Origin of the sequence: Micrococcus sp. KBS0714 (genome assembly GCF_002008305.4) — a bacterium.
Lineage (GTDB): Bacteria > Actinomycetota > Actinomycetes > Actinomycetales > Micrococcaceae > Micrococcus > Micrococcus luteus.
In genome coordinates this window covers 339,272-362,184 of the sequence record NZ_CP042169.1, presented here as the reverse complement: position 1 = coordinate 362,184, position 22,913 = coordinate 339,272, and the positions used below count along the sequence as shown (strand labels likewise).

The following is a 22,913-nucleotide window of genomic DNA, read 5'->3' as shown; positions in this document are numbered from 1 at the left end:
CGCGGGGCCAGACACTCACCGGACCATCCACGTGGAAGGCCTCGAAAAGCTTACCACATGATTCCCGGCTGTCAAACCAGATCATCTTCTTCAGGAATCCCGACCAGCATCACTGCCAGCCGTGCACCCGGTGAGCACCACCCGCCCTGGACCTGCCATTCTCGGCATGAATCCGCGGATTCTGTGTTCTTCACCCCGCCTCCCGGTCACCCGGTCGGCGTCTTGAGCACGAGATGGAACTCTACACACGAATCCCACCGAACACAAAATCAGGGGTGACACCCGGCGTGCAGCCCCGGGCGGACGGTCGGCTTCCGCGTGTTCTCGCGGATTCCTCGATGGCGTCCGACTCGGTTTGGCACTCCCGCGCCAAGACCGTCGATCGTGACGTGCACCACGCGTCAGGGCGTGACCGTCGAGTCCGGGTGCGGCTGGAGCCACAGGGTGGTCAGCGCCGGCACGTTCACCGTGACGTGGGCAGGCTGGCCCTGCCACTGGCCCTCATGGGCAGCGATCACCTCGGACTGGCCGGTCTGCTCCCGCCAGCCGTCACCGTGGAAGTCGGTTGAGTCCGTGTCCAGCACCACCGTCCACTCCCCCGCGGACGGCACCCCCACGCGCAACCCCTGACGCGGCGACCCCGAGAGGTTGGTGATGCACAGCAGCGGGGCGCCGCCCGGTTCGGCGGCCGGGACCGCGTCGCCGTCGTCGTCGATCCGCGGCTCCGGCACCACCTGCGCCGCGGGCATGCGGAGGAACACGAGCGTGTTGCCGTCGGCGTCGCCGCCGTCCACCCACGCGAATCCCTCCGGGCTGTGGTCCAGCGACCACAGCGCCGGCTTGCTGCGGTAGAGCGCGTTGAGCTCCCGGATCGTCAGCTGGACCCCGCGGTGCGCCTCGTCCCACGAGACGGGCCAGTCCAGGCCCTCGCCCTCGGACCACTCGCTCGGCTGCGCGTACTCCCCGCCCATGAACAGCAGCTGCTTGCCGGGGTGCGCCCACATGTACCCGTAGTAGGCGCGCAGGGTGGCCAGCTGCTGCCGGCGGTCGCCCGGGATGCGGCTCAGCAGGGAGCCCTTGCCGTGGACGACCTCGTCGTGGGACAGCGGCAGCACGTAGTTCTCCGAGTAGGCGTACACCATGGAGAACGTCCACTGCCCGTGGTGCCACCGGCGGTTGACCGGGTCCTGGGACAGGTAGGCCAGGGTGTCGTGCATCCAGCCCATGTTCCACTTCTTGCCGAAGCCGAGACCGCCCGCGTCCACGGGAGCGGTCACCCCGGAGAAGGCCGTGGACTCCTCCGCGATCATGTGGACGCCGGGGTGCAGGCGGTACACGGTCATGTTGACCTCGCGCAGGAAGTCGATGGCCTCGAGGTTGTGGTTGCCGCCGTGCACGTTGGGCTCCCACTGCCCGTCCTCGCGCGAGTAGTCCAGGTAGAGCATCGAGGCGACGGCGTCCACGCGCAGCCCGTCGATGTGGAACTCGCCGAGCCAGTAGAGCGCGTTGGCCACGAGGAAGTTGCGGACCTCGGTGCGGCCGAAGTCGAACACGAGGGTGCCCCAGTCCGGATGCTCGCCCCGCCGCGGGTCCGGGTGCTCGTACAGGGCGGTCCCGTCGAAGCGCGCGAGCGCCCACTCGTCCTTCGGGAAGTGCGCCGGCACCCAGTCCACGATGACGCCGATCCCCGCCTGGTGGAGCGCGTCCACCAGGTGCTTGAACTCGTCCGGGGAGCCGAACCGGGAGGTGGGGGCGTAGTAGCCGGTCACCTGGTAACCCCAGGACCCGCCGAACGGATGCTCCGCGACCGGCAGGAACTCCACATGCGTGAACCCCAGCCACTGCACGTACTCCACGAGCTGCTCGGCCAGCTCGCGGTAGTCGAGCCCGGGCCGCCACGAGCCCAGGTGCACCTCGTAGATGCTCAGCGGGCGCTCGTGCGGGTCCGTGACGCGGCGGCGCTCCATCCAGGTGCGGTCCCCGAAGGCGTAGTCGGACTCCAGCACACGCGAGGCCGTGGCCGGGGGGACCTCCGTCCAGCGGGCCATCGGGTCCGCCTTCTGCCGCCAGAGCCCGTCCCGGCCGAGGATCTCGAACTTGTAGCGGTCGCCGTGACCGACGCCGGGCGCCAGCAGCTCCCACACGCCGGAGGAGCCGAGGGACCGCATGGCGTGGGTCCGGCCGTCCCAGCCGTTGTGGTCGCCCACCACGCGCACGGCCCGCGCGTTCGGCGCCCAGACCGCGAAGGCCGTGCCGACGGCCTCGTCGGCGGAGGTGCGGACCACGCGGGCGCCGAGCACCTCCCACAGCCGTTCGTGCCGGCCCTCCCCGATCAGGTGCAGGTCCAGCTCGCCGAGCGTGGGCAGGTGCCGGTACGCGTCGTCCTGCTCCTGGACGGGGCCGGTCGTGCCGTCCTCGGTCTCGTACGCCACCTCGACGCGGTAGTCGCCCGCGGCGGCCCCGGCCACGCGGGGCGTCGGGGCCACGCCCGCGAACACGCCGTCGTGCTCGTGCGTCAGCTCCACCCGCTGCCCGTCGCCGGCGCGGACCACCGTGACCGTGCGCGCCAGCGGGCGCAGCACGCGGTAGGTGACCGCGGCGCCGTCGGGATGCGGGTGGGCGCCCAGCACGGTGTGCGGATCGTGGTGCCGGCCCTGCGCGACGGCGGCCAGCACCTCCGGGTCCACGGCGAGCGGGGCGACGGCGGGGCGGGGGGCGGCGGACGGGGTCATGGCGATTCCTGTTCTGGGGACGGCGGGCGTCGGGAGCGGCTCAGCCGTTCCGGACGATCCGCAGGACGTGGGCGGGCTCGACGTGGGGGTCCAGGCGGACGTACGGGGTGCGGCCCCACCGCCAGCGCTGGCCGGTGAGCAGGTCCTCCACCTCGACGGCCCCGGACGCGTCGCGGTCCTCGGGGCGCAGACGCAGCGCCTCGAGGTCCAGGTCCAGGGTCGCCTCGGCAACGTCGTGCGGGTTCGTGGTGACGACGACGATCAGGGTGTCCTCCGCGGGACCGGCGTCGGTGACTGCCTCGGCGTCCCGGTGCGCACCCTCGGGGCGGGCCGAGCGCGTCTTCGAGAACACGAGCAGGTCCGGGTGGGTCGAGGCGTGCAGGGTCAGGTTCTGCAGGTCGCCCAGCGCCGGGTGCGCCGCGCGGATCTCATTGAGCCGGGTGAGGTACGGGGCGAGCGAGGCACCCGCGGCCTCCGCGCCCTCCCAGTCCCGGGGGCGGTACTCGTACTTCTCGTTGTCGATGTACTCCTCCGCGCCCGGCCGGGCCACGTGCTCGAACAGCTCGAACCCGGCGTAGACGCCCCACAGCGGGCTGGCCGTGGCGGCGACGACGGCGCGGATCCGGAACGCGCCCGGGCCGCCGTGCTGCAGGTACTCCGTGAGGATGTCCGGCGTGTTGACGAAGAGGTTGGGGCGGTAGAACGCCGGCGTCTCGTGCGAGATCTCCTGGAGGTACTCCGCAAGCTCCTCGGCGGTGTTCCGCCAGGTGAAGTACCCGTAGGACTGCTGGAACCCGACCTTGCCCAGGGCGTGCATCATCGCGGGACGGGTGAAGGCCTCGGCGAGGAACACGACGCGCGGCTCCTCGGCGCGGACCTTTGCGATCAGCCACTCCCAGAACCACAGGGGCTTGGTGTGCGGGTTGTCCACGCGGAAGATGTGCACGCCGCGGGCCACCCAGCCCCGCACCACGTCCAGCACCGCCTGGGCGAGGCCGTCCGGGTCGTTGTCGAAGTTCAGCGGGTAGATGTCCTGGTACTTCTTCGGCGGGTTCTCCGCGTACGCGATGGTGCCGTCCACGCGGGTGGTGAACCACTCCGGGTGCGCGGTGACCCACGGGTGGTCCGGGGAGCACTGCAGGGCCAGGTCCAGGGCCACTTCGAGGCCCTCGTCCGCGGCCGCGGCCACGAACGCCTCGAAGTCCTCGACGGTGCCCAGGTCCGGGTGCGCGGCGTCGTGTCCGCCCTCGGGCCCACCGATCGCCCACGGCGAGCCCGGGTCCTGCGGCCCGGCCGTCAGCGTGTTGTTCGGACCCTTGCGGTGCGTGGTGCCGATCGGGTGGATCGGCGGCAGGTAGACCACCTGGAAGCCCATCCGGGCGACCGCCGGGAGCCGGTCGGCCGCCGTCGCGAAGGTGCCGGAGGACCACGTGCCGGAGGCCTCGTCGAAGCGGGCGCCCTCGGAGCGGGGGAAGAACTCGTACCAGGCACCGCGGCCGGCGAGCTCGCGCTGCACGTCCAGCGGGTAGAGCTCGGAGCTCGTGAGGTGCTCCCGCACGGGGCGGGCGTGGAGGACGGCGGACACCTCCGCCGACTCGGCGGAGGCCAGGCGCTGGGCCGGGATGAGGGACTCGTCCTCGAGGCCGCGAACGACCTCCTCGAACACGGCGCGGTCCTCGGCCGAGCGCTCCGCGTCCTCGGCGGCCCGGCGGAACAGGGCGGCGCCCTCGGCGAGCATCAGCTCCACGTCGATGCCGGCGGCGATCTTGACGGTGGCCGCGTGCTTCCACGTGCCCACCGGGTCGTCCCAGCCCTCGACCACGAACTGGTGCAGGCCCGGCTCGGCGGGCCGCAGCGTGGCCACGACCTCGTCCAGCCCGGGCCGGCCCGGACGCATCTGCACGCGCTGCACCTCGGCGCCGGCCGGGTCGAGCAGACGGACGGTGGCGCGCACGGAGTCGTGGCCCTCGCGGAACACGGTGGCGCGGACGGGGATGTCCTCACCGACCACGGCCTTCGCCGGGAACCGGCCGTCCAGCACGACGGGCTGCACGTCCGTCACCGGGATGCGCCCCGTGACGGTCTGGAGGCGGACATCGGCTGCGGTGGCGCTCTGGGTGTCGGGCTTCACGGTGCTCACGCCACGACGCTACCCCGCGGCCGCGCCGGTGAGAACGGCCGGCCCGCCCGCCCGCCGTGGGGCGGAGGGGCGGGCCGGGGACACGGGGGCGCCGGACGGAGCGCTCAGGACAGCATGGTCTTGTCGTCCACGACGGCACCCTTGATCTTGGCGAACTCGGCCAACAGGTCCGCCGGGGTGCGCCCGGCCTTCTCCTGCTCGTCCAGCTCGAGGATGATCCGGCCGTCGTGCATCATGATCAGCCGGTTGCCGACCTCGAGGGCCTGGGACATGTTGTGCGTGACCATCAGCGTGGTGAGCCGGTGCTCGGCCACCACCTGCCGGGTCAGACGGGTCACCAGCTCCGCCCGGGACGGGTCCAGGGCGGCGGTGTGCTCGTCCAGCAGCAGGATCTTCGGGCCCGAGAACGTGGCCATGAGCAGGCTCAGCGCCTGACGCTGGCCGCCGGAGAGCAGCCCGACCTTGGCGGTGAGGCGGTTCTCCAGGCCGAGTTCGAGCTTCGTGAGCTCGTCGCGGAACATCGCGCGCCGGGCGCGGGAGACGCCCCGCGAGAGCCCGCGGGCGTGCCCGCGTCGCCAGGCCAGGGCCATGTTCTCCTCGATCGTGAGGTTCGGTGCCGTGCCCGCCGTCGGGTCCTGGAACACCCGGCCGATCGAGGCCGCGCGGCGGTGGTCCGGCATGCGGGTGACGTCCTTGCCGCCCACGGCCACGGTGCCGGTGTCCGGGAGCAGCTTGCCGGCGATCGTGTTCAGGATCGTGGACTTGCCGGCGCCGTTGGAGCCGATCACGGTGACGAAGTCGCCCTCGGCCAGGTGCAGGTCGATGCCCTGCAGGGCGCGCCGCTCGTTGACGGTGTTCGGGAAGAAGGTCTTGGAGACCTGCGAGATCTCAAGCACGGGGGGCCTCCTCGGGGACGGATGCGGCGGGGGCGGCGCCGCCCGGCTCGCCGGTCAGGGGCATGCCGGCGGTGGCCGGTGCGGCGGCGGCCGGCCCCGGGGTCGCGGCCGTGCCCCGAGTGCGCAGGCTCAGGCGCTTGGCGAAGCCGAAGCGCGGCAGCAGCAGGGCCACGACGACGAGAGCCGCGGAGATCAGCTTCATGTCGTTCGGGCTCAGGCCCGCGTTGAGGGCGAACTGGATGATCAGGCGGTAGAGCACGGCGCCGACGATCACGGCGAGCGTCGCCCAGAAGACCGTGCGCTGGCCGAACACGGCCTGGCCCACGATCACGGACGCCAGGCCCACGAGGATGAGGCCGATGCCCATGGAGATGTCCGCGAAGCCCTGGTACATGGCCAGCAGGGAGCCGCCGAGGGCCACGAGGCCGTTGGAGATCATGAGGCCGAGGATCTTCATCCGGTCCGTGGAGACGCCGTACGAGCGGATCATCTCCTCGTTGTCACCGGTCGCCTGCAGGGCGAGGCCCAGGTCCGTGTGCAGGAACCAGTCGAGGATCAGCTTCACCACGAACACGCCGAGGAAGAGCACGAGGATCGAGCCCCAGTTCCGGGCCAGGCCCAGGTCGTCGAGCCACGTGAACAGGGTGTCCTGGCCGAGCAGGGGGATGTTGGCCTTGCCCATGATCCGCAGGTTGATCGAGTAGAGCGCGATCATCGTGAGGATGCCGGCGAGCAGGCCGTCGATCCGGCCCTTGGTGTGCAGCAGGCCGGTGACGAGGCCCGCGAGCGCGCCCGCCACGAACGCGGCGAGCATGGCCAGTGGCACCGGCGTGCCGCCCGTGATGAGCACGGCGGCCGTGGCGGCGCCGGTGGTGAACGAGCCGTCCACCGTGAGGTCGGGGAAGTCGAGGATGCGGAAGGTCAGGTACACGCCGAGCGCGACGACGGCGTAGATCAGACCCAGTTCCACTGCGGTCAGCATGGGGTGGGTGCCTTTCGGGCGGTGCGAGGGGGACGGACGACGGCGGGCGGGGTGGGCCGGCCGTCGACGTGCTCCGCGGCGGCCCGGACCCCGTGGTCCGGGCCGCCGCGGAGGCGGGCAGGCGCGGGATCAGCCCTCGACGAGCTGATCGGCCCTGTCCGTGAGCTCGGCGGGGATCTCGACGCCGTAGGCCTCGGCGGCCTTCGGGTTCAGCACGAGCTGCAGGTTGGCCGGGTCGGCGTAGCCCACGGGCAGCTCGGCCGGCTTCGCGCCGTCCTTGAGGATCTTCACGGCCATCTCGCCGGCCTGCTTGCCGTGCGCCGTGTAGTCGATGCCGTACGTGCCCAGGGCGCCGCGCTCGACGGAGTCGATGTCCGCCGAGATGACGGGGACGCGCTGCTCCTCGCCGTAGCCCACCACGGTCTCCAGCGCCGAGACGACGGCGTTGTCCGTGGGCACGTAGATGCCGTCCACGCCGGACAGGGACTGCACGCCCTGCTGGACCTCGGACGAGTTGGTGATGGTGGCCTCCTTGACCTCGAGGCCCAGCTCCTTGCCGGCCTCCTTGGCCTGGTCCACCTGGACCTTGGAGTTGGCCTCGCCGGAGTTGTAGACGATGCCGACGGTCGTGGCGTCCGGCTTCACGTCCTTGAGCAGCTGCAGCTGCTCCTTGACCGGGTTGCGGTCCGAGACGCCGGTGACGTTGCCGCCCGGGGCCTCGTCCGAGGCCACGAGCTCAGCGCCCTGGGGATCGGTGACCGCCATGAACACGACCGGCTTGTCCTTCACGGCCGAGGCGGTGCCCTGCGCTGCGGGGGTCGCGATCGCAGCCACGAGGTCCACGTCCCCGTCGTTGGCGAAGGTGGAGGCGATGGAGGTGACCGTGGCCTGCTCGCCCTGGGCGTTCTGCTCCTCGAACGTCACGTCCAGGCCGGCGTCCTTGAACGCCTCCTTGAAGCCCTCGGCCGCGCCGTCGAGCGCCGGGTGGGAGACGAGCTGGTTGATGCCCACGGTGTAGGAGCCGTCGCCGCCGGCGGCGGAGGACGAGCCGGAGCCGCCGGAGCCGGAGTCGCCGCACGCCGTGAGCCCGAGGGCGGCGACGGCGAGGGCGGCGGTGAGGGGGAGGGAGCGGTGCTTCATGAGACGGACCTCGTTCTGATGGTGCGGTGCGGGATGCGCTCGCCGACGGGGGCCCGTCGGACACAGTGCAGACACTGTGCGCGGTGACGCGCGTCACGGGCAAGACGTGGGCGTGTCCACGCGACATCCTGCCATGTGATGGGCATCACGGTGGACACTCTGCCCCGCTGGGCTTCGTGTGCGACCCCCGCGTCCCCGCCCGGCCGTCATCCCGGGCGGGACGCCGTGGAGGTCAGCGCCCGCCGGCGCGCTGCACCGAGATCTCGTACAGGGAGATGCCCACCGCCATCGAGGCGTTGAGGGACTCCATCGTCGAGTCGATCGGGATGGACACGATCTGCTGGCAGTGCTCCCGCACCATGCGGGACAGACCCTTGCCCTCGGCCCCCACCACGAGCACGAGCGGCTCCGTGGCCAGGGCGAGCCCGGGCAGGGAGACGTCCCCGCCGCCGTCGAGGCCCAGCACGAAGTAGCCGGCCTTGTGCAGGTCGACGAGGGTGGTGTTCAGGTTGCCGGCCTGGGCCACGGGCACCCGCGCGGCCGCGCCGGCCGAGGTGCGCCAGGCGGTGGCGGTCACGCCGACGGAGCGCCGCTCGGGCACGATCACGCCGTCCGCGTCGAACGCGGAGCCGGCCCGGATGATGGCGCCGAGGTTGCGGGGGTCGGTGATGCCGTCGAGCGCGATCAGCAGCGGCGGGGTCCGCAGGTGCCCCTTCTCGTGCTTCGCGAGCGCGTCGAGGGCCAGGGCCGTGGCGTCCGCGTACTCATAGGGCGGGATCTGCAGCACGATGCCCTGGTGCACGGCCTCGCCGGAGAGGCGGTCCAGCTCCGGCTTGGTGTTCTCCAGGACCGGCACGCCCTGTTCGAGGCAGAGGCGCAGGGCCTCCTTGACGCGGTCGTCCATCTCGATGCGCACGGCCACGTGCAGCGCCTTGGCCGGGATGCCCGCGCGTAGCGCCTCGAGCACGGGGTTGCGACCGGAGACCGTCTCGTCCGTGAGCTTCACGCGGCCGCGGACCTGGTCCTTCACGGGGCCGCGCTTGGCGGCCGAGCGCTCGGCCAGCTGCTTGGCGCGGTGCGCCTTGTGGTAGACCCGGTCCTCGGCCTTGGGGGTGGGTCCGCGGCCCTCGAGCGCCTTGCGGCCGTGGCCGCCGGTGCCCTTCATGGGGCCCTTCTTGCCCTTGGGCTTGCGGGATCCGCCGGAGCGGGGGGCGGTGGACATGGCGGGACTCCTGCGGGCCGGGGACGGGGGCGGCGGCACGCGGGGCGCCGCCGGATCGCCCTCCAGTCTAGGTGTCAGTCCGCCAGGCGCCATGTGGCGCCGTCGGCGCCGTCCTCCACCACGACGCCGGCCGCGGCCAGCGCATCGCGGATGCGGTCCGCGGTGGCCCAGTCCTTGTCCGCGCGGGCCTGTGCCCGCGCCTCGATCTGCGACCGGACGAGCGAGTCGAGGGCGTCCGACACCGGGCCGGCCGCGGCGTCGTCGCCCTCGGGCACGTCGTCCAGGCCCAGCACCGCGGTCATGGCCTCCACCTCGGCCAGGCGGGCGGCCGCGGCGTCGAGGTCCTGCCCGGCCAGCGCCGAGTTGCCGGCGCGCACGGCCTCGTGCAGGGCCGCGAGCGCCTGGGGCACGTTGAGGTCGTCCTCCATGGCGGCGCGGAAGGCGGCGGGCACGCGGTCCGCGAGCGCCCCGTCGGGAGCGGGCGGGACGGCACCGGCGGCGCGGGCGCGGGCCGTGAAGCCCTCGATGCGCTCGACGGCGGCCTCGGCCTCGTCGAGGGCGCCGGGCCGGTAGTCGAGCTGGGAGCGGTAGTGGGCCTGCCCCAGGAAGTAGCGCACCGCCGTCGGGCGGGCCATGCCGAGCATCTCCTCGGGGGAGATCGTGTTGCCCACGGACTTGGACATCTTCTCGCCGCCGTAGGTGACGAGCCCGTTGTGCAGCCAGAGGCGGGCGAAGCCGTCCCCGGCGGCCGCCGACTGGGCCAGCTCGTTCTCGTGGTGCGGGAACCGCAGGTCCAGGCCGCCGCCGTGGATGTCGAACTCGGTGCCGAGGTACTTCGTGGACATGGCCGAGCACTCCAGGTGCCATCCGGGGCGGCCGGCGCCCCAGGGCGACTCCCACACGGCGGTGGCGGGCTCGCCGGGCTTGGCGCCCTTCCACAGGGCGAAGTCGCGGGGGTCGCGCTTGCCGCGCGGGTCGGCGTCGGGGGCGTCCTGCATGTCCTCCACGCGCTGGCGGGTGAGCTCGCCGTAGCGCTCCCACGACCGGACGTCGAAGTAGACGTCGCCCGAGCCGTCCTGCGCGGGGTAGGCGTGGCCGCGCTCCATCAGGCGCTCGATGAGCGCGAACATCTCGGGCACGTGGCCGGTGGCGCGCGGCTCGTAGGTGGGACGGCGGACGCCGAGGGCGAGGTAGGCGGCGTCGAACGCCTTCTCGAACCGATAGGCCAGGGCCCACCACGGCTCGCGGGCCGGGTAGAGGTCCGAGGCCTCGAAGCCGGCCTCGTGGGAGGCGGCCGAGCGCTCGAGGATCTTGTCGTCGATGTCCGTCACGTTCCGCACCGAGGTGACGCGCAGCCCCGTGGCCTCGAGCCAGCGGATGAGGATGTCGAACACGATCGCGCTGCGCACGTGGCCCACGTGCGGCATGCCCTGCACCGTGGCCCCGCAGTAGTACACCGACGCCTCGCCGGGCACGAGGGGCTCGAAGTCCCGGACCTGCGCGGTGCGGGTGTCGTAGAAGCGCTGGGCCATGGGGCGCGGTCCTTCCGGAGGGGCGGGGTCCTGACGGGGCTCTGCCAGCCTAGTCGGTGCGCCGGCGCGGACTCAGGCCGCAGGGATGACGAGCGCGGTCGCGATCCCGACCAGCCCCTCCTTGCGCCCGATGAACCCCAGCCGGTCCGTCGTGGCGGCGGAGACGGACACGGGGGCCCCGCCGAGGGCGGCGGACAGGGCGGCCTCCATCTCCGCGCGGCGCGCGCCCACCTTGGGCCGGGGTGCGACCACCTGGACCGCCACGTTCCCGACGGCGAGGCCCGCCTCCGTCAGCAGGCGCAGCACCTCGCGGAGCATGTCCGCGCCGGAGGCGTCCGCCATCTCGGGCCGGTCGACGCCGAACACGGCCCCGAGGTCGCCGAGGCCGGCGGCGGAGAGCAGGGCGTTGCACGCCGCGTGGGCGGCCACGTCCCCGTCCGAGGTCGCGGCCACCCCCCGCTCGCCGGGCCAGTGGATGCCACCGAGCCACAGGGGCCGGGGGGCGTCCTCGGGTGCCCACGCGTGCACGTCGGTGCCGATCCCCACGCGCGGCAGGGGGGCGGGCGCGGCGGCGGGGCGGGCGGGCTGGTCCATGGGTGCCTCCTCCTGGGGGGCGCGGCGGGCGAGCTCGAGGCGGGCGAGGTCGAGGTCGGCGGGGGCGGTGACCTTGAACGCGGCCGGGTCGCCGGTCACCACCACGACCTCGTGCCCCGCGGCCTCCATGACCATCGCGTCGTCGGTGAGCGCCGCGGCGTCGAGCGTGGGGTCCGTGCGCACGGCCTCGTGGGCCGCCAGCAGGGTGTCCAGGTCGAAGCCCTGCGGCGTCTGGATCGCGCGCAGGCCGGCGCGGGCCGGCGTGGCCGCGACGACGTCGACGCCGCCCCGGCCGGGAGTGACCTGCTTGACGGTGTCCGTCAGCGGCAGGCCCGGGATCGCGGCGACCGCGCCGGTCTCGAGCGCCGCCGTCACGGCCCCGAACACGCTCGGCGGGGTCAGCGCGCGGGCCGCGTCGTGGACGAGGACGCGGCGGGGCGCCCCCGCCGGGGCGAGGTCGGCCAGAGCGTGGGAGGCCGCGGCGAGTCCGGCGCGGACCGAGTCCGCGCGCTCGGCGCCGCCGGGCACGCAGTGCACGGGCACGTCCAGGCGCGGGCCGGCGTCGACCTCGGCGGCCACGCGGCCGGCATCGGCCCCCGCCGGCGGGGTGAGCACCACGACGGCGTCCAGGTCGAGCCCGGCGGCGCGCGCGGCGGCGACGGACTCCAGGCAGTGGCGCAGGAGGGTGCGGCCGTCCGCGAGGGGGGCGAGGGCCTTGGGCAGCCCGGCGCCGAGGCGGGTGCCGGCGCCGGCTGCGGCGATCACGAGGGCGGTGGGCATGGCCTCATCCTAGGGAGCACGCCAGTGTCCGTGGCCCGGGACCCCCGGCGGCGACGGCCGTGGCCGGGGACGAGACAGGGGAGGGGCCCGCGTCGTGGACGCGGGCCCCTCCCCTGCCGTGTGCTGCTCGTCAGCCCTCGAGCACCTTGTCCAGGCGGCCCTCGGCCTCCTCCTCGGTGACCTTCTTGGCCAGCGCCAGCTCGGACACGAGCACCTGGCGGGCCTTCGCGAGCATGCGCTTCTCGCCGGCGGACAGGCCGCGGTCCTGGTCGCGGCGCCACAGGTCGCGGACGACCTCGGCCACCTTGTTGACGTCGCCGCTGGCGAGCTTCTCCAGGTTCGCCTTGTAGCGGCGGGACCAGTTGGTCGGCTCCTCCACGTGCTCGGCGCGCAGGACCTCCATGACGTGCTCGAGCCCCTCCGCATCCACGACGTCACGCACGCCGACGAGGTCGACGTTCTCCGCAGGGACCTCGATGGTCAGGTCTCCCTGGGCCACCTTGAGCTTGAGGTACATCTTCTCCTCCCCCTTGATGGTGCGCATCTTGATCTCCTCGATCCGCGCAGCACCGTGGTGGGGGTAGACGACGGTCTCTCCGACCTCAAAAACCATGTTGTTGTGCCCCTTTCAGTCGTCTCATTCTATCATGCGGCCTCGTCGTGCCGCGCGTGCCGTCACATCTTCGGCCTCCGGATGTGATAGTGGACGACCCCGCACCACAGGCCTGCCGGCGTCCCGGGATGCGGTAGCCTGACCTGGCAGGGCCCCTGCCTCGGGGCTCCTGAGCACGTCATCGCACCTGAGGAGACCTCTGTGAAGAACGCATCCCGGCCCGCCCGGCGCCACCTCGCCGCAGGTGCGCTGGCCGCGGTCGCCCTGCTGGGCGCCACCGGCTGCTCCGCCGTGAGCCCGATCGCCACCGCCATCCAGTACTCCCCCTCGGACGGCATCAACGGCCAGGAGCAGGACTTCCTGAGCTACCGCAACCTCGCCCTCGTCGGCGACGGCGAGTCGGGCCCCGCCCGCCTGATCGGCACCGTGGAGAACACCTCCGGCCAGGATCAGACCTACACCTTCCAGGCCGAGGGCGGCGGCTCCGCGACCCTGAAGGTCCCCGCCGGCGAGAGCCGCAAGCTCGAGGACGAGGCGAACACAACCGTCCTGGAGCGCGAGGGCGTGTGGGTCGGCGAGAACCTGCCCGTGACCGTCTCCGGCAACGGCGGCACCGCCGACCTGGCCGTCCCGCTGCTGAGCGCCACCCAGGAGCAGTACCGTGACCTGCTCCCCGAGGGAGTCGAGCCCTCGGAGGAGGATCTCGTCGGGCACCTCCACGAGGAGACCCACCACTACGGCGAGGAGCACTGACCTCCGCCGGGCCTGCGCCCGGCACGCCACGGCCCCGGCCCCACCGCGAGGTGGAGCCGGGGCCGTCGTCGTCCCGGGAGGAGCGCGCCGGTCAGGCCTCGAACTTGTAGCCCAGACCGCGCACCGTGACGAGGTAGCGGGGGCTCGAGGGGTCGGGTTCGATCTTGGAGCGCAGGCGCTTCACGTGCACGTCGAGGGTCTTGGTGTCCCCCACGTAGTCGGAGCCCCACACGCGGTCGATCAGCTGGCCGCGGGTGAGCACGCGCCCGGCGTTGCGCAGCAGCATCTCCAGCAGCTCGAACTCCTTGAGCGGCAGGGACACCTGCTCGCCGTCCACGGAGACGACGTGCCGCTCGACGTCCATGCGCACGGGGCCGGCGCTGATGGTCGCCGACATCGGCTCCTCCTGCTCCCCCTGACGGCGCAGCACGGCGCGGACGCGGGCCACCAGCTCGCGTGAGGAGTACGGCTTGGTCACGTAGTCGTCCGCGCCGAGCTCGAGGCCGACGACCTTGTCGATCTCCGAGTCCTTCGCGGTCAGCATGATCACGGGGACGTTGGAGCGCTGGCGCACCTGACGGCACACCTCGGTGCCGGACATCCCCGGGAGCATCAGGTCCAGGAGGATCAGGTCCGCGCTGTCGCGCTCGAAGACGCTCAGCGCCTCGTTGCCGTCGGCGGCGACGGTGACCTCGAACCCCTCCTTCTCCAGGAGGTAGGACAGGGGGTCGCTGAACGACTCCTCGTCCTCCACGATCAGAATGCGGCTCATGCGCTCGTCTCCTTCCGGGTCGGGGGTGCGGCCGAGGCGGTCACCCGGTGACCGCGCCGCTCGGTGACGTGGGCGGCACCCGGCGCGCCGTCGACGGCGACACCGTCCCCCCACTCGGGCAGGCGGATGGTGAAGGTCGACCCGCGGCCCGGCTGGGACCAGAGGGTGACCTCCCCTCCGTGGTTGATGACGACGTGCTTGACGATGCTCAGCCCCAGGCCCGTGCCGCCCGTCTGACGCGACCGCGCCGCGTCCACGCGGTAGAAGCGTTCGAAGACCCGCTCCTGCTCCTCCGGGCTGATGCCGATGCCCTGGTCCGTGACGGTGACCTGCGCGAGCCCGTCCACGGAGCTCAGGCCGATGCCGACCGTGGTGCCCTCCGGGGAGTAGCGCACCGCGTTGTCCACCAGGTTGCGCACCGCGGTCATCAGCTGGTCCTGGTCCCCGTGCACCACCGCGTCCACGCGGCCGCCCACGCGCAGCGCGATGCCGCGGTCCTCGGCGGTCAGGCGCAGGCGGTCCACGGCGTCGGCGACGACGGCGTTGAGGTCCACGGGCCCCCCGTCCTGGACCACGTCCTTGGCCTGCAGCCGGGAGAACTCGATGATGTCCTGCACGAGGGCCGAGAGCCGGCGGGACTCGACGCCCAGGCGTGCGGCGAAGCGACGCACCGCCTCCTCGTCCTCCGCGGCGTCGCCGATGGCCTCGGAGAGCAGGGAGATGGCGCCCACCGGCGTCTTGAGCTCGTGCGAGACGTTGACGACGAAGTCGTGGCGCATGGCCTCGGTGCGGGTCACGTCCGTGCGGTCGTCGGCGAGGATCAGGATGTACTCCTCGTCCAGCGGGGCCACGCGCAGCTCGACGACGAGGCTCGACTGCCCGAGGGGTCCTCGGGGCAGCTCCATGCGGCGCTCGACGATGACGCCGTCGGCCCGCACGGTCCGCGTGAGCTCCCGCAGCTGGTCCTGGACGAGCGAGTGCCCCCGCACCAGGCCCAGGGCGTAGGCCGCGGGGTTCGCGCGCACCACGCCGTCGACGTCGTCCACCACCGCGTACGCGCGGCCGACCACGGAGAGAACCTCGGCGGCGCCCGGCGCCAGGGTGGGTTCGCCGACCGTCAGGTCCACCGTCCGCGAGCGCTCGGACGCCCGGAAGGCCAGCATGGAGGCCACTCCGGTGAACAGTCCGACCGCTCCGCACAGCAGGCCGATGATGACGGGATCCACGGCACCAGACTAGCCTCTGGCGGCCCGGAGACGGGCTGCCCAGGCCCCGCCAGACGCCGGACGATCGGCGTTCATGGGCCGTTCATCTTGCCCTGCCAGGATGGGCCGTTGCCCCGCGGACTCGGGGTCGGCGGCGCACGGGCGTCGCCGGGGAGAGGAGACCATGCGCGAGCTCTACCGAGCCGACCTCGAACGGCTGGGCCGCGACCTGACCGAGATCGCCCGCCTCGTGCACCGCGCTGTCATGGACGCGCAGGCCGCCCTCGAGGCGGCCGACGTGCACGGCGCCGAACGGGTCATCTCGGAGGACGCGCGGATCGACCAGCTGCAGGAGTCCCTCGACGAGCAGGCCGTGCGCATCCTGGCGCTGCAGGCGCCCGTGGCCACGGACCTGCGCACCGTCGTCGCCACGCTGCGGATGAGCTCCTCGCTCGAGCGCATGGGCGACCTCGCCCGCCACGTGGCCCAGCTGACCCGGCTGCGCTACCCCGAGCACGTCATCCCGGAGCCGGTCCGGACCGTGTTCACCGCGATGTGCGACGCCGCCGTGGAGGTGGCCCAGGAGGTCGTCCTGCTGCTCGAGACCCAGGACCTGGCGCACGGGGACCGGATCGACGCCCTCAACGAGGACGTCAACGCGCTGCACGTGTCCGTCTTCCGCGCGATCGCCGCCCCGGACTGGAGCGCGACGCCGGCCACCACCACGGACGTCACGCTGGCCTCCCGCTACCTCGAGCGGTTCACGGACCACGGCCTGTCCGTGGCCGCCAAGGTGCGCTACCTCGTCACGGGCGAGTGGGCGACCCACCGTCCGGACGCCACCGGCTCCTGACCGTCCCCGACGCCACGGGCCGGGCCCCCGAGCGGGGGTCCCGGCCCGTCGTCGTCGGGCGCGTCAGTGCGCGGAGCCCTGGGCGGCCACGGCGGCGGCGCCGGCCGCGGCGGCCTCCGGATCGAGGTAGCGGCCGTTCGCGGTGATCGGCTTGAAGTTCTGGTCCAGCTCGTAGACCAGCGGGATGCCCGTCGGGATGTTCAGGCCCGTGATGTCCTCGTCCGAGATGCCGTCCAGGTGCTTGACCAGCGCGCGCAGCGAGTTGCCGTGCGCGGCGATCAGCACGGTCTTGCCGGCCTTGAGGTCGGGCAGGACCTGCTCCTCCCAGTAGGGCAGCAGGCGGTCGACGACCTGCTTGAGGGCCTCGGTGCGGGGGGCGTCCTTGCCCAGGTCCGCGTAGCGCTCGTCGCCGACCTGGGAGAACTCGGAGTCGTCGTCCAGGGCGGGCGGCGGGGTGTCGAAGGAGCGGCGCCAGACCATGAACTGCTCCTCGCCGAACTCCTCCTTCACCTGGGCCTTGTCCTTGCCCTGGAGGGCCCCGTAGTGGCGCTCGTTCAGGCGCCAGCTGCGCTTGACCGGGATCCACTGGCGGTCCGCGGCCTCGAGGGCCAGGTTGGCCGTGGTGATGGCGCGCTTGAGCAGGGACGTGTGGACCACGTCCGGGCGGATGCCCTCCGCCTCCAGCAGCTCACCGCCGCGGGCGGCCTCGGCGCGTCCCTTCTCGGTCAGCGGGACGTCCACCCAGCCGGTGAACAGGTTCTTCTCGTTCCATTCGCTCTGACCGTGCCGCAGCAGGACCAGCGTGTACGTGGTGTTCGCCATGTCACCATCCTAGGCGGACCCGTCCCGCCGCTCCCCTACGCTGGAGCCCATGGTGGAGAAGGCCCGGCGGCTGCGCGCGCGCACGACGCCCGGCTCAGTCCCGGCACGGGGCCCGCAGGGCCACATCACCCGCGGCACGACGGCGGCGCAGCGGATGCGCCGGGTGGACCGCTGGCTCACGGACGTGCACGGGCCCCTGCTGCGGCGCACTCCCCGCCCGCTGGCCGTGGACCTGGGCTTCGGCGGGGAGCCGGTGACCGCCGTCGAGATGGCCGAGCGGCTGCGCGTGCAGAACCCGGCCCTCGAGCTGGTGGGCCTCGAGATCGACCCCGCTCGGGTGGCCCGGGCGCGGGAGCGGGCCGGCGGCCTGCCGGGGGTCACCTGGGCGGTCGGCGGCTTCGAGCTGCCCGTGCCGCGGCCGCCCACCGTGGTGCGCGCGTTCAACGTGCTGCGCCAGTACCGGGAGGAGGACGTGCCCGCGATCTGGTCTCTGCTGTGCGCGGGGCTCGCCGACGACGGCGTCCTCGTGGAGGGCACCTGCTCCGAGGACGGTCGGTGGGCGGCCTGGGTGGATCTGCGCCGGGACGGGCCGGCGAGCCTGACCGTGGCCCTCAGGCTGGGCTCCTTCGCCCGCCCCTCGGACGTGGCGGCTCGCCTGCCGAAGGTCCTCATCCACCGGCACGTGCCCGGCGAGCCCGTCCATCGGCTCCTGGCGGAGGCCGACGCCGCGTGGGCCGCGCACGCCCCGCTCGCGGCCTACGGGACGCGGCAGCGGTGGCTGGCGACGGTCGGCACGCTGCGCTCGGGGGGCTGGCCCGTGCTGGGCGGCCCGCACCAGTGGCGGCGCGGGGAGCTGAGCGTGCGCTGGGCGGCGGTGGCGCCGTCGTCATGAGGGCGGCGCCGACGGGCGCGGTGCCCTCAGCGGCGCAGGGCCGGGCCCATGTCCTGGCGGGGGCCGGCGAGGTAGACGCACGCCACGCACGCGGCCACGAGGCCGAACATGCCCATCCCGCCGCCCGCGAGCACGCCGAGGAGCCCGACGACGGCGGCGACGCCGGTGAGGATCAGCCAGAAGCTCCTGTCCCGGCCCCCGATGCGGGCGAAGTCGTCGGGGCGGCGCCGGACGACGTCCACCAGCGCCCAGACCTCGAGCACGAGCGCGGCGATCGCCAGGACGCGGAACAGCCAGTGGTCGAAGAGGAGGGCGACGTGCATGGGGGCGCTCATGCCGGTCAGTCTAGGCGGTCGGCCCGCCGGGTTCCTTCCCCGTCCGGGGCGGCGTCTAGGCTCGAGGCGTGAGCACCCAGACCGAGCATCGCGGCCTGTTCGTCGCCGTCGAGGGACCGGACGGATCCGGCAAGTCCACCCAGGCCCGCGCCCTGACCGAGGTCCTGCGCGCCGCAGGCCACGAGGTGGTGCTCACCCGCGAGCCCGGCGGCTCGGACCTGGGCGAGACGCTGCGGGAGCTGCTGCTGGACCCCGAGCACGCCCCCGTGGACCCCCGCACCGAGGCGCTGCTGTTCGCCGCGGCCCGGTCCGCCCACGCCGTCCGCACGCTGCGTCCCGCGCTGGCCCGGGGCGCCCTGGTCGTCACGGACCGGTACGTGGACTCGTCCGTGGCCTACCAGGGCGCGGCGCGCGGGCTGGGAGAGGCGCGGATCGCCGCCCTGAACGAGTGGGCCACGGACGGGCTCGTCCCCGATCTGACGGTGCTGATCGACGTGGACGCGGCCACCGCCGCGGACCGGCGTGAGCGCCGCGCGGCGGGGGGCGAGGGCGCCCCCGACCGCATGGAGCGGGAGACGGCAGACCGGCACGAGGCCCTGCGCGCCGCCTTCCTCGCGCGCGCGGCGGCCGCGCCCGAGCGGTACCTCGTGCTCGACGGCGCGCTGCCGCCGCAGGAGCTCACCGCCCGCGCGCTGGCCCGCGTCACCGCTGAGGCGGCCGACCGATGACGGCCTCCGCCCCCGTGCCCCCGGTGTTCGCGGACCTCGCGGGCCAGGAGGCCGCGGTGGCCCAGCTGCGCCGCGCCGCGGCCGAGGACCGTCCCACCCACGCCTGGATGTTCACGGGCCCGCCCGGCTCCGGCCGGTCGACGGCCGCGCGTGCGTTCGCCGCGGCCCTGCAGTGCGAGGTCGCGGACCCGGCGGCGCGCGGCTGCGGCGAGTGCCACGCGTGCCGCACCGTCCTCGGCGGCACCCACCCGGACGTGACCGTGCTGGCCACCGAGGCGGTGAGCTATCGGATCGAGGACGTCCGCGCCCTCGTGGAGGCCGGCCAGTCCACCCCCGCCACCGGGCGCTGGCGGATCTTCCTCATGGAGGACGCGGACCGCATGACGGAGCGCGCCACGAACGTGCTCCTCAAGGCCATCGAGGAGCCGCCGGCCCGCACGATCTGGATGCTGTGCACCCCGTCCCCCGCGGACGTGCTCCCCACCGTCCGCTCCCGCTGCCGGCTGATCACGCTGAGCATCCCCGCCGTGGAGCAGGTGGCGGAGCTGCTGCACCGCCGCGACGGGCTGGACCGCGAGACGGCGCTCACCACCGCCCGGATCTCCCAGTCGCACGTGGGCATGGCCCGCCGCCTCGCGCGGGACCCGGAGGCCCTCGAACGCCGCGAGCGCATCCTCTCCCTGCCGCTCCAGGCCACCGCCGTCTCCGACGCGATGGCCCTGGCCGCCACGTTGGCCGAGGTGTCCAAGGCCGAGGCCGAGTCCGCCGCCGAAGCCCGGGACGCCGAGGAGCTCGAGGCACTGCGCCGCTCCCTGGGCCTCGAGCCCGGCGAGCCCGTCCCGCCCAAGCTCCGCCACCACGTCAAACGGCTCGAGGAGGACCAGACCCGCCGGCGGCGCCGCGCCGTCCGAGACTCGCTGGACCGGGCCATGATCGACGTCATGGGCCTGTTCCGGGACGTGCTGCGCGTGCAGCTGGGGGCCGACGGCGAGCTCATCAACGAGCACCGTCGGGACGAGATCGAGGCGTACGCCCGCGGCACCGCCGGCGACTCGGCCGAGGTGCTCGCCCGGATCGACGCCGTCACCACGACCCGCGAGCGCATCGCCGCCAACGTGCCGGAGCAGCTGGCCCTCGAAGCCATGATGCTGGCGCTGCTGCCCCGCCGAGTGCGCACCCCGCGACGGCGCTGAACGGCCTCGCGGGGCAGACCGGCGCCGGCTCAGCGGGTGCGGACCACCAGGTCCGGCACGTCGGCCAGGCCCGGCACCACCCGGTCCGAGCCCGCCGCCAGCAGGACGTGGTCCGCGTCGCGACCCGTGCGCACGCCGACCACGAGTCCGGCCCCGGCGCGGCGCCCGGCCGTCATGTCCTCCGCGGTGTCCCCGACCACGAGGACGCTGCGGACGTCCTCCAGGTCGAGACCGAGCAGGGCGGTGAGGATCATGTCCGGGTAGGGGACGCCGCGGCCGGCGTCGTCCGGGGAGAGGCTGAGATCCGCCAGGCCCATCCACCCCAGCGACTCGAGGATCATGTTCTGGGTGTGGCGGGCGTAGCCGGTGCACAGGCACACGTGGAGGCCGAGGGCGCGCAGGCGGATGAGCGCCTCCTCCGCGCCCGGCACGGCCCGGACGCCGTGCTCAGCCAGCAGCGCGTCGAAGGTCGCCTCGAACGTGCGGGTCGCCGCCGCGGCCACCGCCCGGTCGGCGAACACGCGGGGGAAAACGGCCGTGCGCGAGGTGGGCCGGAGCGCGCGGAACCGCCGCGCGGCGTCGTCGTGCTCCGGCGTGCCCGCCGGGACGCCGTGCTGGTCCAACGAGCGGGCGAACGCCGTGTCCTGGAGCCCGTGCTCCACGATGGACGTGCCGGACATGTCCACCACGGCCAGGCGGAGGGGCACGGCCGACGAAGCCGCGGCGGGGGGTGCCGGGGTGCGAGGGGCGTGGGGCAGGCTCATGCGTCTCCCGTCGACGGTGTGTGCCCACCAGGGAACCGTCCTCGTCTGGCCACAGCATGGCCTGGGGGTGAACGCCCGCGGAAGGGGCGGGCCACACTCGGTGGCCCGCGCACCCGGCCGCGCGGTGGAATCGGGGCCGCGAAACCGGTATGCTCGTCAGCCGTGGCCGTTCACGGTCGCGTGCCTCCTTAGCTCAGCTGGCCAGAGCAGCTCCCTCGTAAAGAGCAGGTCGCCGGTTCGAATCCGGCAGGGGGCTCCCCCGGACCCCGCCGCGTGACCACGCGGCGGGGTCCTCTCGTCTCCGGGCCGGCCCTCCGGGGCGCGCCGCCGTCAGAGCCCGGCTCCCAGCTCCTCCGCCCGGTCCAGGTGGCCGAGGGTGCGTTCGGCGTGCCGGCCGACCGACTCCGCCGAGCCCTGACCGAGCCGGTACAGGGCGAGGGCCTGGGCGGTGGCCGCCAGCTCGTGCGCGGCGCGGGAGAGCTCACGGTGGACGTCGGCGGCCTCGGCAGGGATGTGCTCGCCGTCGCCCTCGTGGTCCCGGTGCAGGCGGACGCACAGGGCACGGACCGCGGGGAGCCGTTCCGTGAGGACGTTGCCGGCGTGGACCACGCCGTTGCGCTCCTCGGGGCTCAGCACGTCCGTGCCCCGCTGGCCCGCCAGCACCTGCCAGTAGCGGTCCATGGCCCGGCCGAGGCGGTCGTGGGCACGGCGCCACAGCCCCGTGCCGAGCTCGCGGTCGTCGGCACGCTCCTGACGGAAGCGCGCGAAGGGCCCCCTCATGCGCGGTCGCCGGACGGTCGGCGCGCGTCGGCGGGGTCGGTGACGAGCACGACCTTGCCCGTGCGGGTGGCGGAGTCGAACCAGTCGAACGCCTCGGCGGCCTCGGCGAGCGGGAAGCACGCCCCGACGCTCGCGTCGATGCGGCCCGCCGCCACCAGGGGCCACACGGCACGTTCGGCCGCGGCCACGATCCCGGCCTTGTCCGTGACCGAGCGGGAGCGGAGCGTCGCCCCCGTGAGCCAGCCGCGCTTGACCACCAGCTTCATGATGTTGAAGTCCTCCGGGACGGCGCCGCCCTGGACCGCGAGCGTCACGATGCGTCCCTCGGGGGCGAGCGCGGACACGTTGGGTGCCAGGTACGGGGCGCCGACGACGTCGAGGATGACGTCCGCGCCGTGGCCGTCCGTGACCTCCTTGACCCACGGGGCGAAGGCACCGGACTCGGCGGCGCGGTGGTCGAACATGTGCTCGGCGCCCAGCCCACGGCCGAGCGCCACCTTCTCCGGGCCGCCGGCGGTGCCCAGCACCCGGGCGCCGACCGCGGTGAGGAACTGGACGGCGAAGGAGCCGATGCCGCCGGTGGCGCCGTGCACGAGCACCCGGTCCCCGGCCTGCACGCCCGCCCGGCCCACGAGCGTCGAGTGCACCGTGCAGGCGACCTCCGGCAGGGCCGCCGCCTCGACGAGGCCGACGCCGTCGGGGACGGCCATGAGCTGGCCCGCCGGCACGGCGACGTACTCGGCGAAGCCGCCGCCGGCCAGGAGCGCGCACACCCGGTCACCGACGGCGAACCGCCCCTCACCCGGCATCCCGGCCTCGGGTCCCAGCGCCGCCACGGTGCCGGAGACCTCGAGTCCGGGGATCTCGGAGGCGCCGCGCGGCGGCGGATAGCGGCCCTCGCGCTGCGCGATGTCCGCGCGGTTGAGACCCGCGGCGGCCACGTGCACCAGCACCTCGCCCGGGCCGGGGTCCGGCACGGGCTCGTGGCCCACGCGGACGACGCCGTTGTCGCCGGCGCCGGTGAATCGCACGGCGCGCATCTGTGCGGGGACGTCCATGGGGGTCTCCTCCTCTGGTCGGGGGTCGAGGGTCGAGGGTCGAGGGTCCATCCTCGCGCGCGGGGGCCGGACTCGCCACCGGTCGCCCGCCGGGCCACGGGCTAGAGTGGGTCCTCGACGCGGCGGC

21 protein-coding genes and 1 tRNA gene are annotated in these 22,913 nt (G+C 73.9%); 6 read left to right on the top strand and 16 right to left on the bottom strand.

Going from position 1 to position 22,913, the window contains the following annotated elements:
- Positions 1-401 precede the first annotated feature (401 nt).
- The 9 genes from glgB to B1A86_RS01595 form a co-directional block, all read right to left on the bottom strand.
- Positions 402-2,732 carry a 1,4-alpha-glucan branching protein GlgB gene (gene glgB, locus B1A86_RS01635; protein WP_078025429.1) on the bottom strand — a complete coding sequence of 777 codons (2,331 nt, stop codon included), beginning with the start codon at positions 2,730-2,732 and terminating at the stop codon, positions 402-404.
- 40 nt (positions 2,733-2,772) lie between these two features.
- A complete protein-coding gene (locus B1A86_RS01630; RefSeq protein WP_078025430.1) occupies positions 2,773-4,872 on the bottom strand; it encodes an alpha-1,4-glucan--maltose-1-phosphate maltosyltransferase in 2,100 nt (699 codons plus the stop codon).
- Positions 4,873-4,976: 104 nt separating this feature from the next.
- Positions 4,977-5,768, bottom strand: coding sequence for an ABC transporter ATP-binding protein (locus B1A86_RS01625; RefSeq protein WP_078025431.1), 792 nt, complete (start codon positions 5,766-5,768; stop codon positions 4,977-4,979).
- Complete coding sequence (locus tag B1A86_RS01620) at positions 5,761-6,750, bottom strand: ABC transporter permease (protein ID WP_036341456.1); 990 nt, start codon at positions 6,748-6,750, stop codon at positions 5,761-5,763. Before B1A86_RS01620 ends, B1A86_RS01625 begins: the two co-directional genes overlap by 8 nt.
- A 129-nt stretch (positions 6,751-6,879) precedes the next feature.
- The gene (locus B1A86_RS01615) at positions 6,880-7,890 is read right to left on the bottom strand and encodes an ABC transporter substrate-binding protein (protein ID WP_069941549.1); all 1,011 of its coding nucleotides are present in this window, start codon (positions 7,888-7,890) and stop codon (positions 6,880-6,882) included.
- Between the two features lie 232 nt (positions 7,891-8,122).
- A complete protein-coding gene (gene rlmB, locus B1A86_RS01610) occupies positions 8,123-9,112 on the bottom strand; it encodes a 23S rRNA (guanosine(2251)-2'-O)-methyltransferase RlmB (RefSeq protein WP_036382443.1) in 990 nt (329 codons plus the stop codon).
- A gap of 74 nt (positions 9,113-9,186) precedes the next feature.
- Positions 9,187-10,644 carry a cysteine--tRNA ligase gene (gene cysS / locus B1A86_RS01605; protein ID WP_036382441.1) on the bottom strand — a complete coding sequence of 486 codons (1,458 nt, stop codon included), beginning with the start codon at positions 10,642-10,644 and terminating at the stop codon, positions 9,187-9,189.
- 72 nt (positions 10,645-10,716) lie between these two features.
- Positions 10,717-12,018: a 2-C-methyl-D-erythritol 2,4-cyclodiphosphate synthase gene (gene ispF / locus B1A86_RS01600; RefSeq protein WP_078025432.1), complete on the bottom strand. Its 1,302-nt coding sequence runs from the start codon at positions 12,016-12,018 to the stop codon at positions 10,717-10,719.
- A 130-nt stretch (positions 12,019-12,148) separates the two neighbouring features.
- The gene (locus B1A86_RS01595; protein WP_036384689.1) at positions 12,149-12,631 is read right to left on the bottom strand and encodes a CarD family transcriptional regulator; all 483 of its coding nucleotides are present in this window, start codon (positions 12,629-12,631) and stop codon (positions 12,149-12,151) included.
- A gap of 201 nt (positions 12,632-12,832) precedes the next feature.
- Here B1A86_RS01595 and B1A86_RS01590 point away from each other — a divergent pair, with 201 nt between their 5' ends.
- Complete coding sequence (locus B1A86_RS01590) at positions 12,833-13,384, top strand: hypothetical protein (RefSeq protein ID WP_036384688.1); 552 nt, start codon at positions 12,833-12,835, stop codon at positions 13,382-13,384.
- Between the two features lie 91 nt (positions 13,385-13,475).
- Here the strand turns inward: B1A86_RS01590 and B1A86_RS01585 are convergent, their stop codons facing one another.
- Positions 13,476-14,156: a response regulator transcription factor gene (locus B1A86_RS01585; RefSeq protein ID WP_002858071.1), complete on the bottom strand. Its 681-nt coding sequence runs from the start codon at positions 14,154-14,156 to the stop codon at positions 13,476-13,478.
- On the bottom strand, positions 14,153-15,382 hold the full coding sequence (locus B1A86_RS01580; RefSeq protein ID WP_036384686.1) for a cell wall metabolism sensor histidine kinase WalK: 1,230 nt from the start codon (positions 15,380-15,382) through the stop codon (positions 14,153-14,155). Before B1A86_RS01580 ends, B1A86_RS01585 begins: the two co-directional genes overlap by 4 nt.
- A gap of 163 nt (positions 15,383-15,545) precedes the next feature.
- Between B1A86_RS01580 and phoU the strand changes: the two genes are divergently transcribed.
- A complete protein-coding gene (gene phoU, locus B1A86_RS01575) occupies positions 15,546-16,214 on the top strand; it encodes a phosphate signaling complex protein PhoU (RefSeq protein WP_036340326.1) in 669 nt (222 codons plus the stop codon).
- A gap of 63 nt (positions 16,215-16,277) precedes the next feature.
- Here phoU and B1A86_RS01570 read toward each other — a convergent pair whose 3' ends face one another.
- On the bottom strand, positions 16,278-17,036 hold the full coding sequence (locus B1A86_RS01570; protein WP_078025433.1) for a phosphoglyceromutase: 759 nt from the start codon (positions 17,034-17,036) through the stop codon (positions 16,278-16,280).
- Between the two features lie 49 nt (positions 17,037-17,085).
- Between B1A86_RS01570 and B1A86_RS01565 the strand changes: the two genes are divergently transcribed.
- Positions 17,086-17,928, top strand: coding sequence for a hypothetical protein (locus tag B1A86_RS01565; protein ID WP_036340324.1), 843 nt, complete (start codon positions 17,086-17,088; stop codon positions 17,926-17,928).
- Positions 17,929-17,954: 26 nt separating this feature from the next.
- Here B1A86_RS01565 and B1A86_RS01560 read toward each other — a convergent pair whose 3' ends face one another.
- Positions 17,955-18,251, bottom strand: coding sequence for a DUF2516 family protein (locus B1A86_RS01560; protein ID WP_012750739.1), 297 nt, complete (start codon positions 18,249-18,251; stop codon positions 17,955-17,957).
- Between the two features lie 80 nt (positions 18,252-18,331).
- Here B1A86_RS01560 and tmk point away from each other — a divergent pair, with 80 nt between their 5' ends.
- Together tmk and B1A86_RS01550 are read left to right on the top strand one after the other, a co-directional pair.
- Positions 18,332-18,991 (top strand): dTMP kinase, encoded by a 660-nt coding sequence (gene tmk, locus B1A86_RS01555; RefSeq protein ID WP_078025434.1) that lies wholly within the window; start codon positions 18,332-18,334, stop codon positions 18,989-18,991.
- Entirely contained in the window at positions 18,988-20,184 is a 1,197-nt protein-coding gene (locus B1A86_RS01550) for a DNA polymerase III subunit delta' (RefSeq protein WP_078025435.1), read from the top strand. The genes tmk and B1A86_RS01550 overlap by 4 nt, the downstream gene beginning before the upstream one ends.
- A gap of 29 nt (positions 20,185-20,213) precedes the next feature.
- Here B1A86_RS01550 and B1A86_RS01545 read toward each other — a convergent pair whose 3' ends face one another.
- Positions 20,214-20,948, bottom strand: a complete 735-nt coding sequence (locus B1A86_RS01545; RefSeq protein WP_036316046.1) for an HAD family hydrolase — start codon at positions 20,946-20,948, stop codon at positions 20,214-20,216.
- A 182-nt stretch (positions 20,949-21,130) separates the two neighbouring features.
- Between B1A86_RS01545 and B1A86_RS01540 the strand changes: the two genes are divergently transcribed.
- A tRNA-Thr gene (locus B1A86_RS01540) sits at positions 21,131-21,204 on the top strand.
- 74 nt (positions 21,205-21,278) lie between these two features.
- Here B1A86_RS01540 and B1A86_RS01535 read toward each other — a convergent pair.
- Together B1A86_RS01535 and B1A86_RS01530 are read right to left on the bottom strand one after the other, a co-directional pair.
- Entirely contained in the window at positions 21,279-21,728 is a 450-nt protein-coding gene (locus tag B1A86_RS01535) for a hypothetical protein (RefSeq protein ID WP_078025436.1), read from the bottom strand.
- On the bottom strand, positions 21,725-22,786 hold the full coding sequence (locus tag B1A86_RS01530) for an NAD(P)H-quinone oxidoreductase (protein ID WP_078025437.1): 1,062 nt from the start codon (positions 22,784-22,786) through the stop codon (positions 21,725-21,727). The genes B1A86_RS01535 and B1A86_RS01530 overlap by 4 nt, the downstream gene beginning before the upstream one ends.
- Positions 22,787-22,913: the final 127 nt, after the last annotated feature.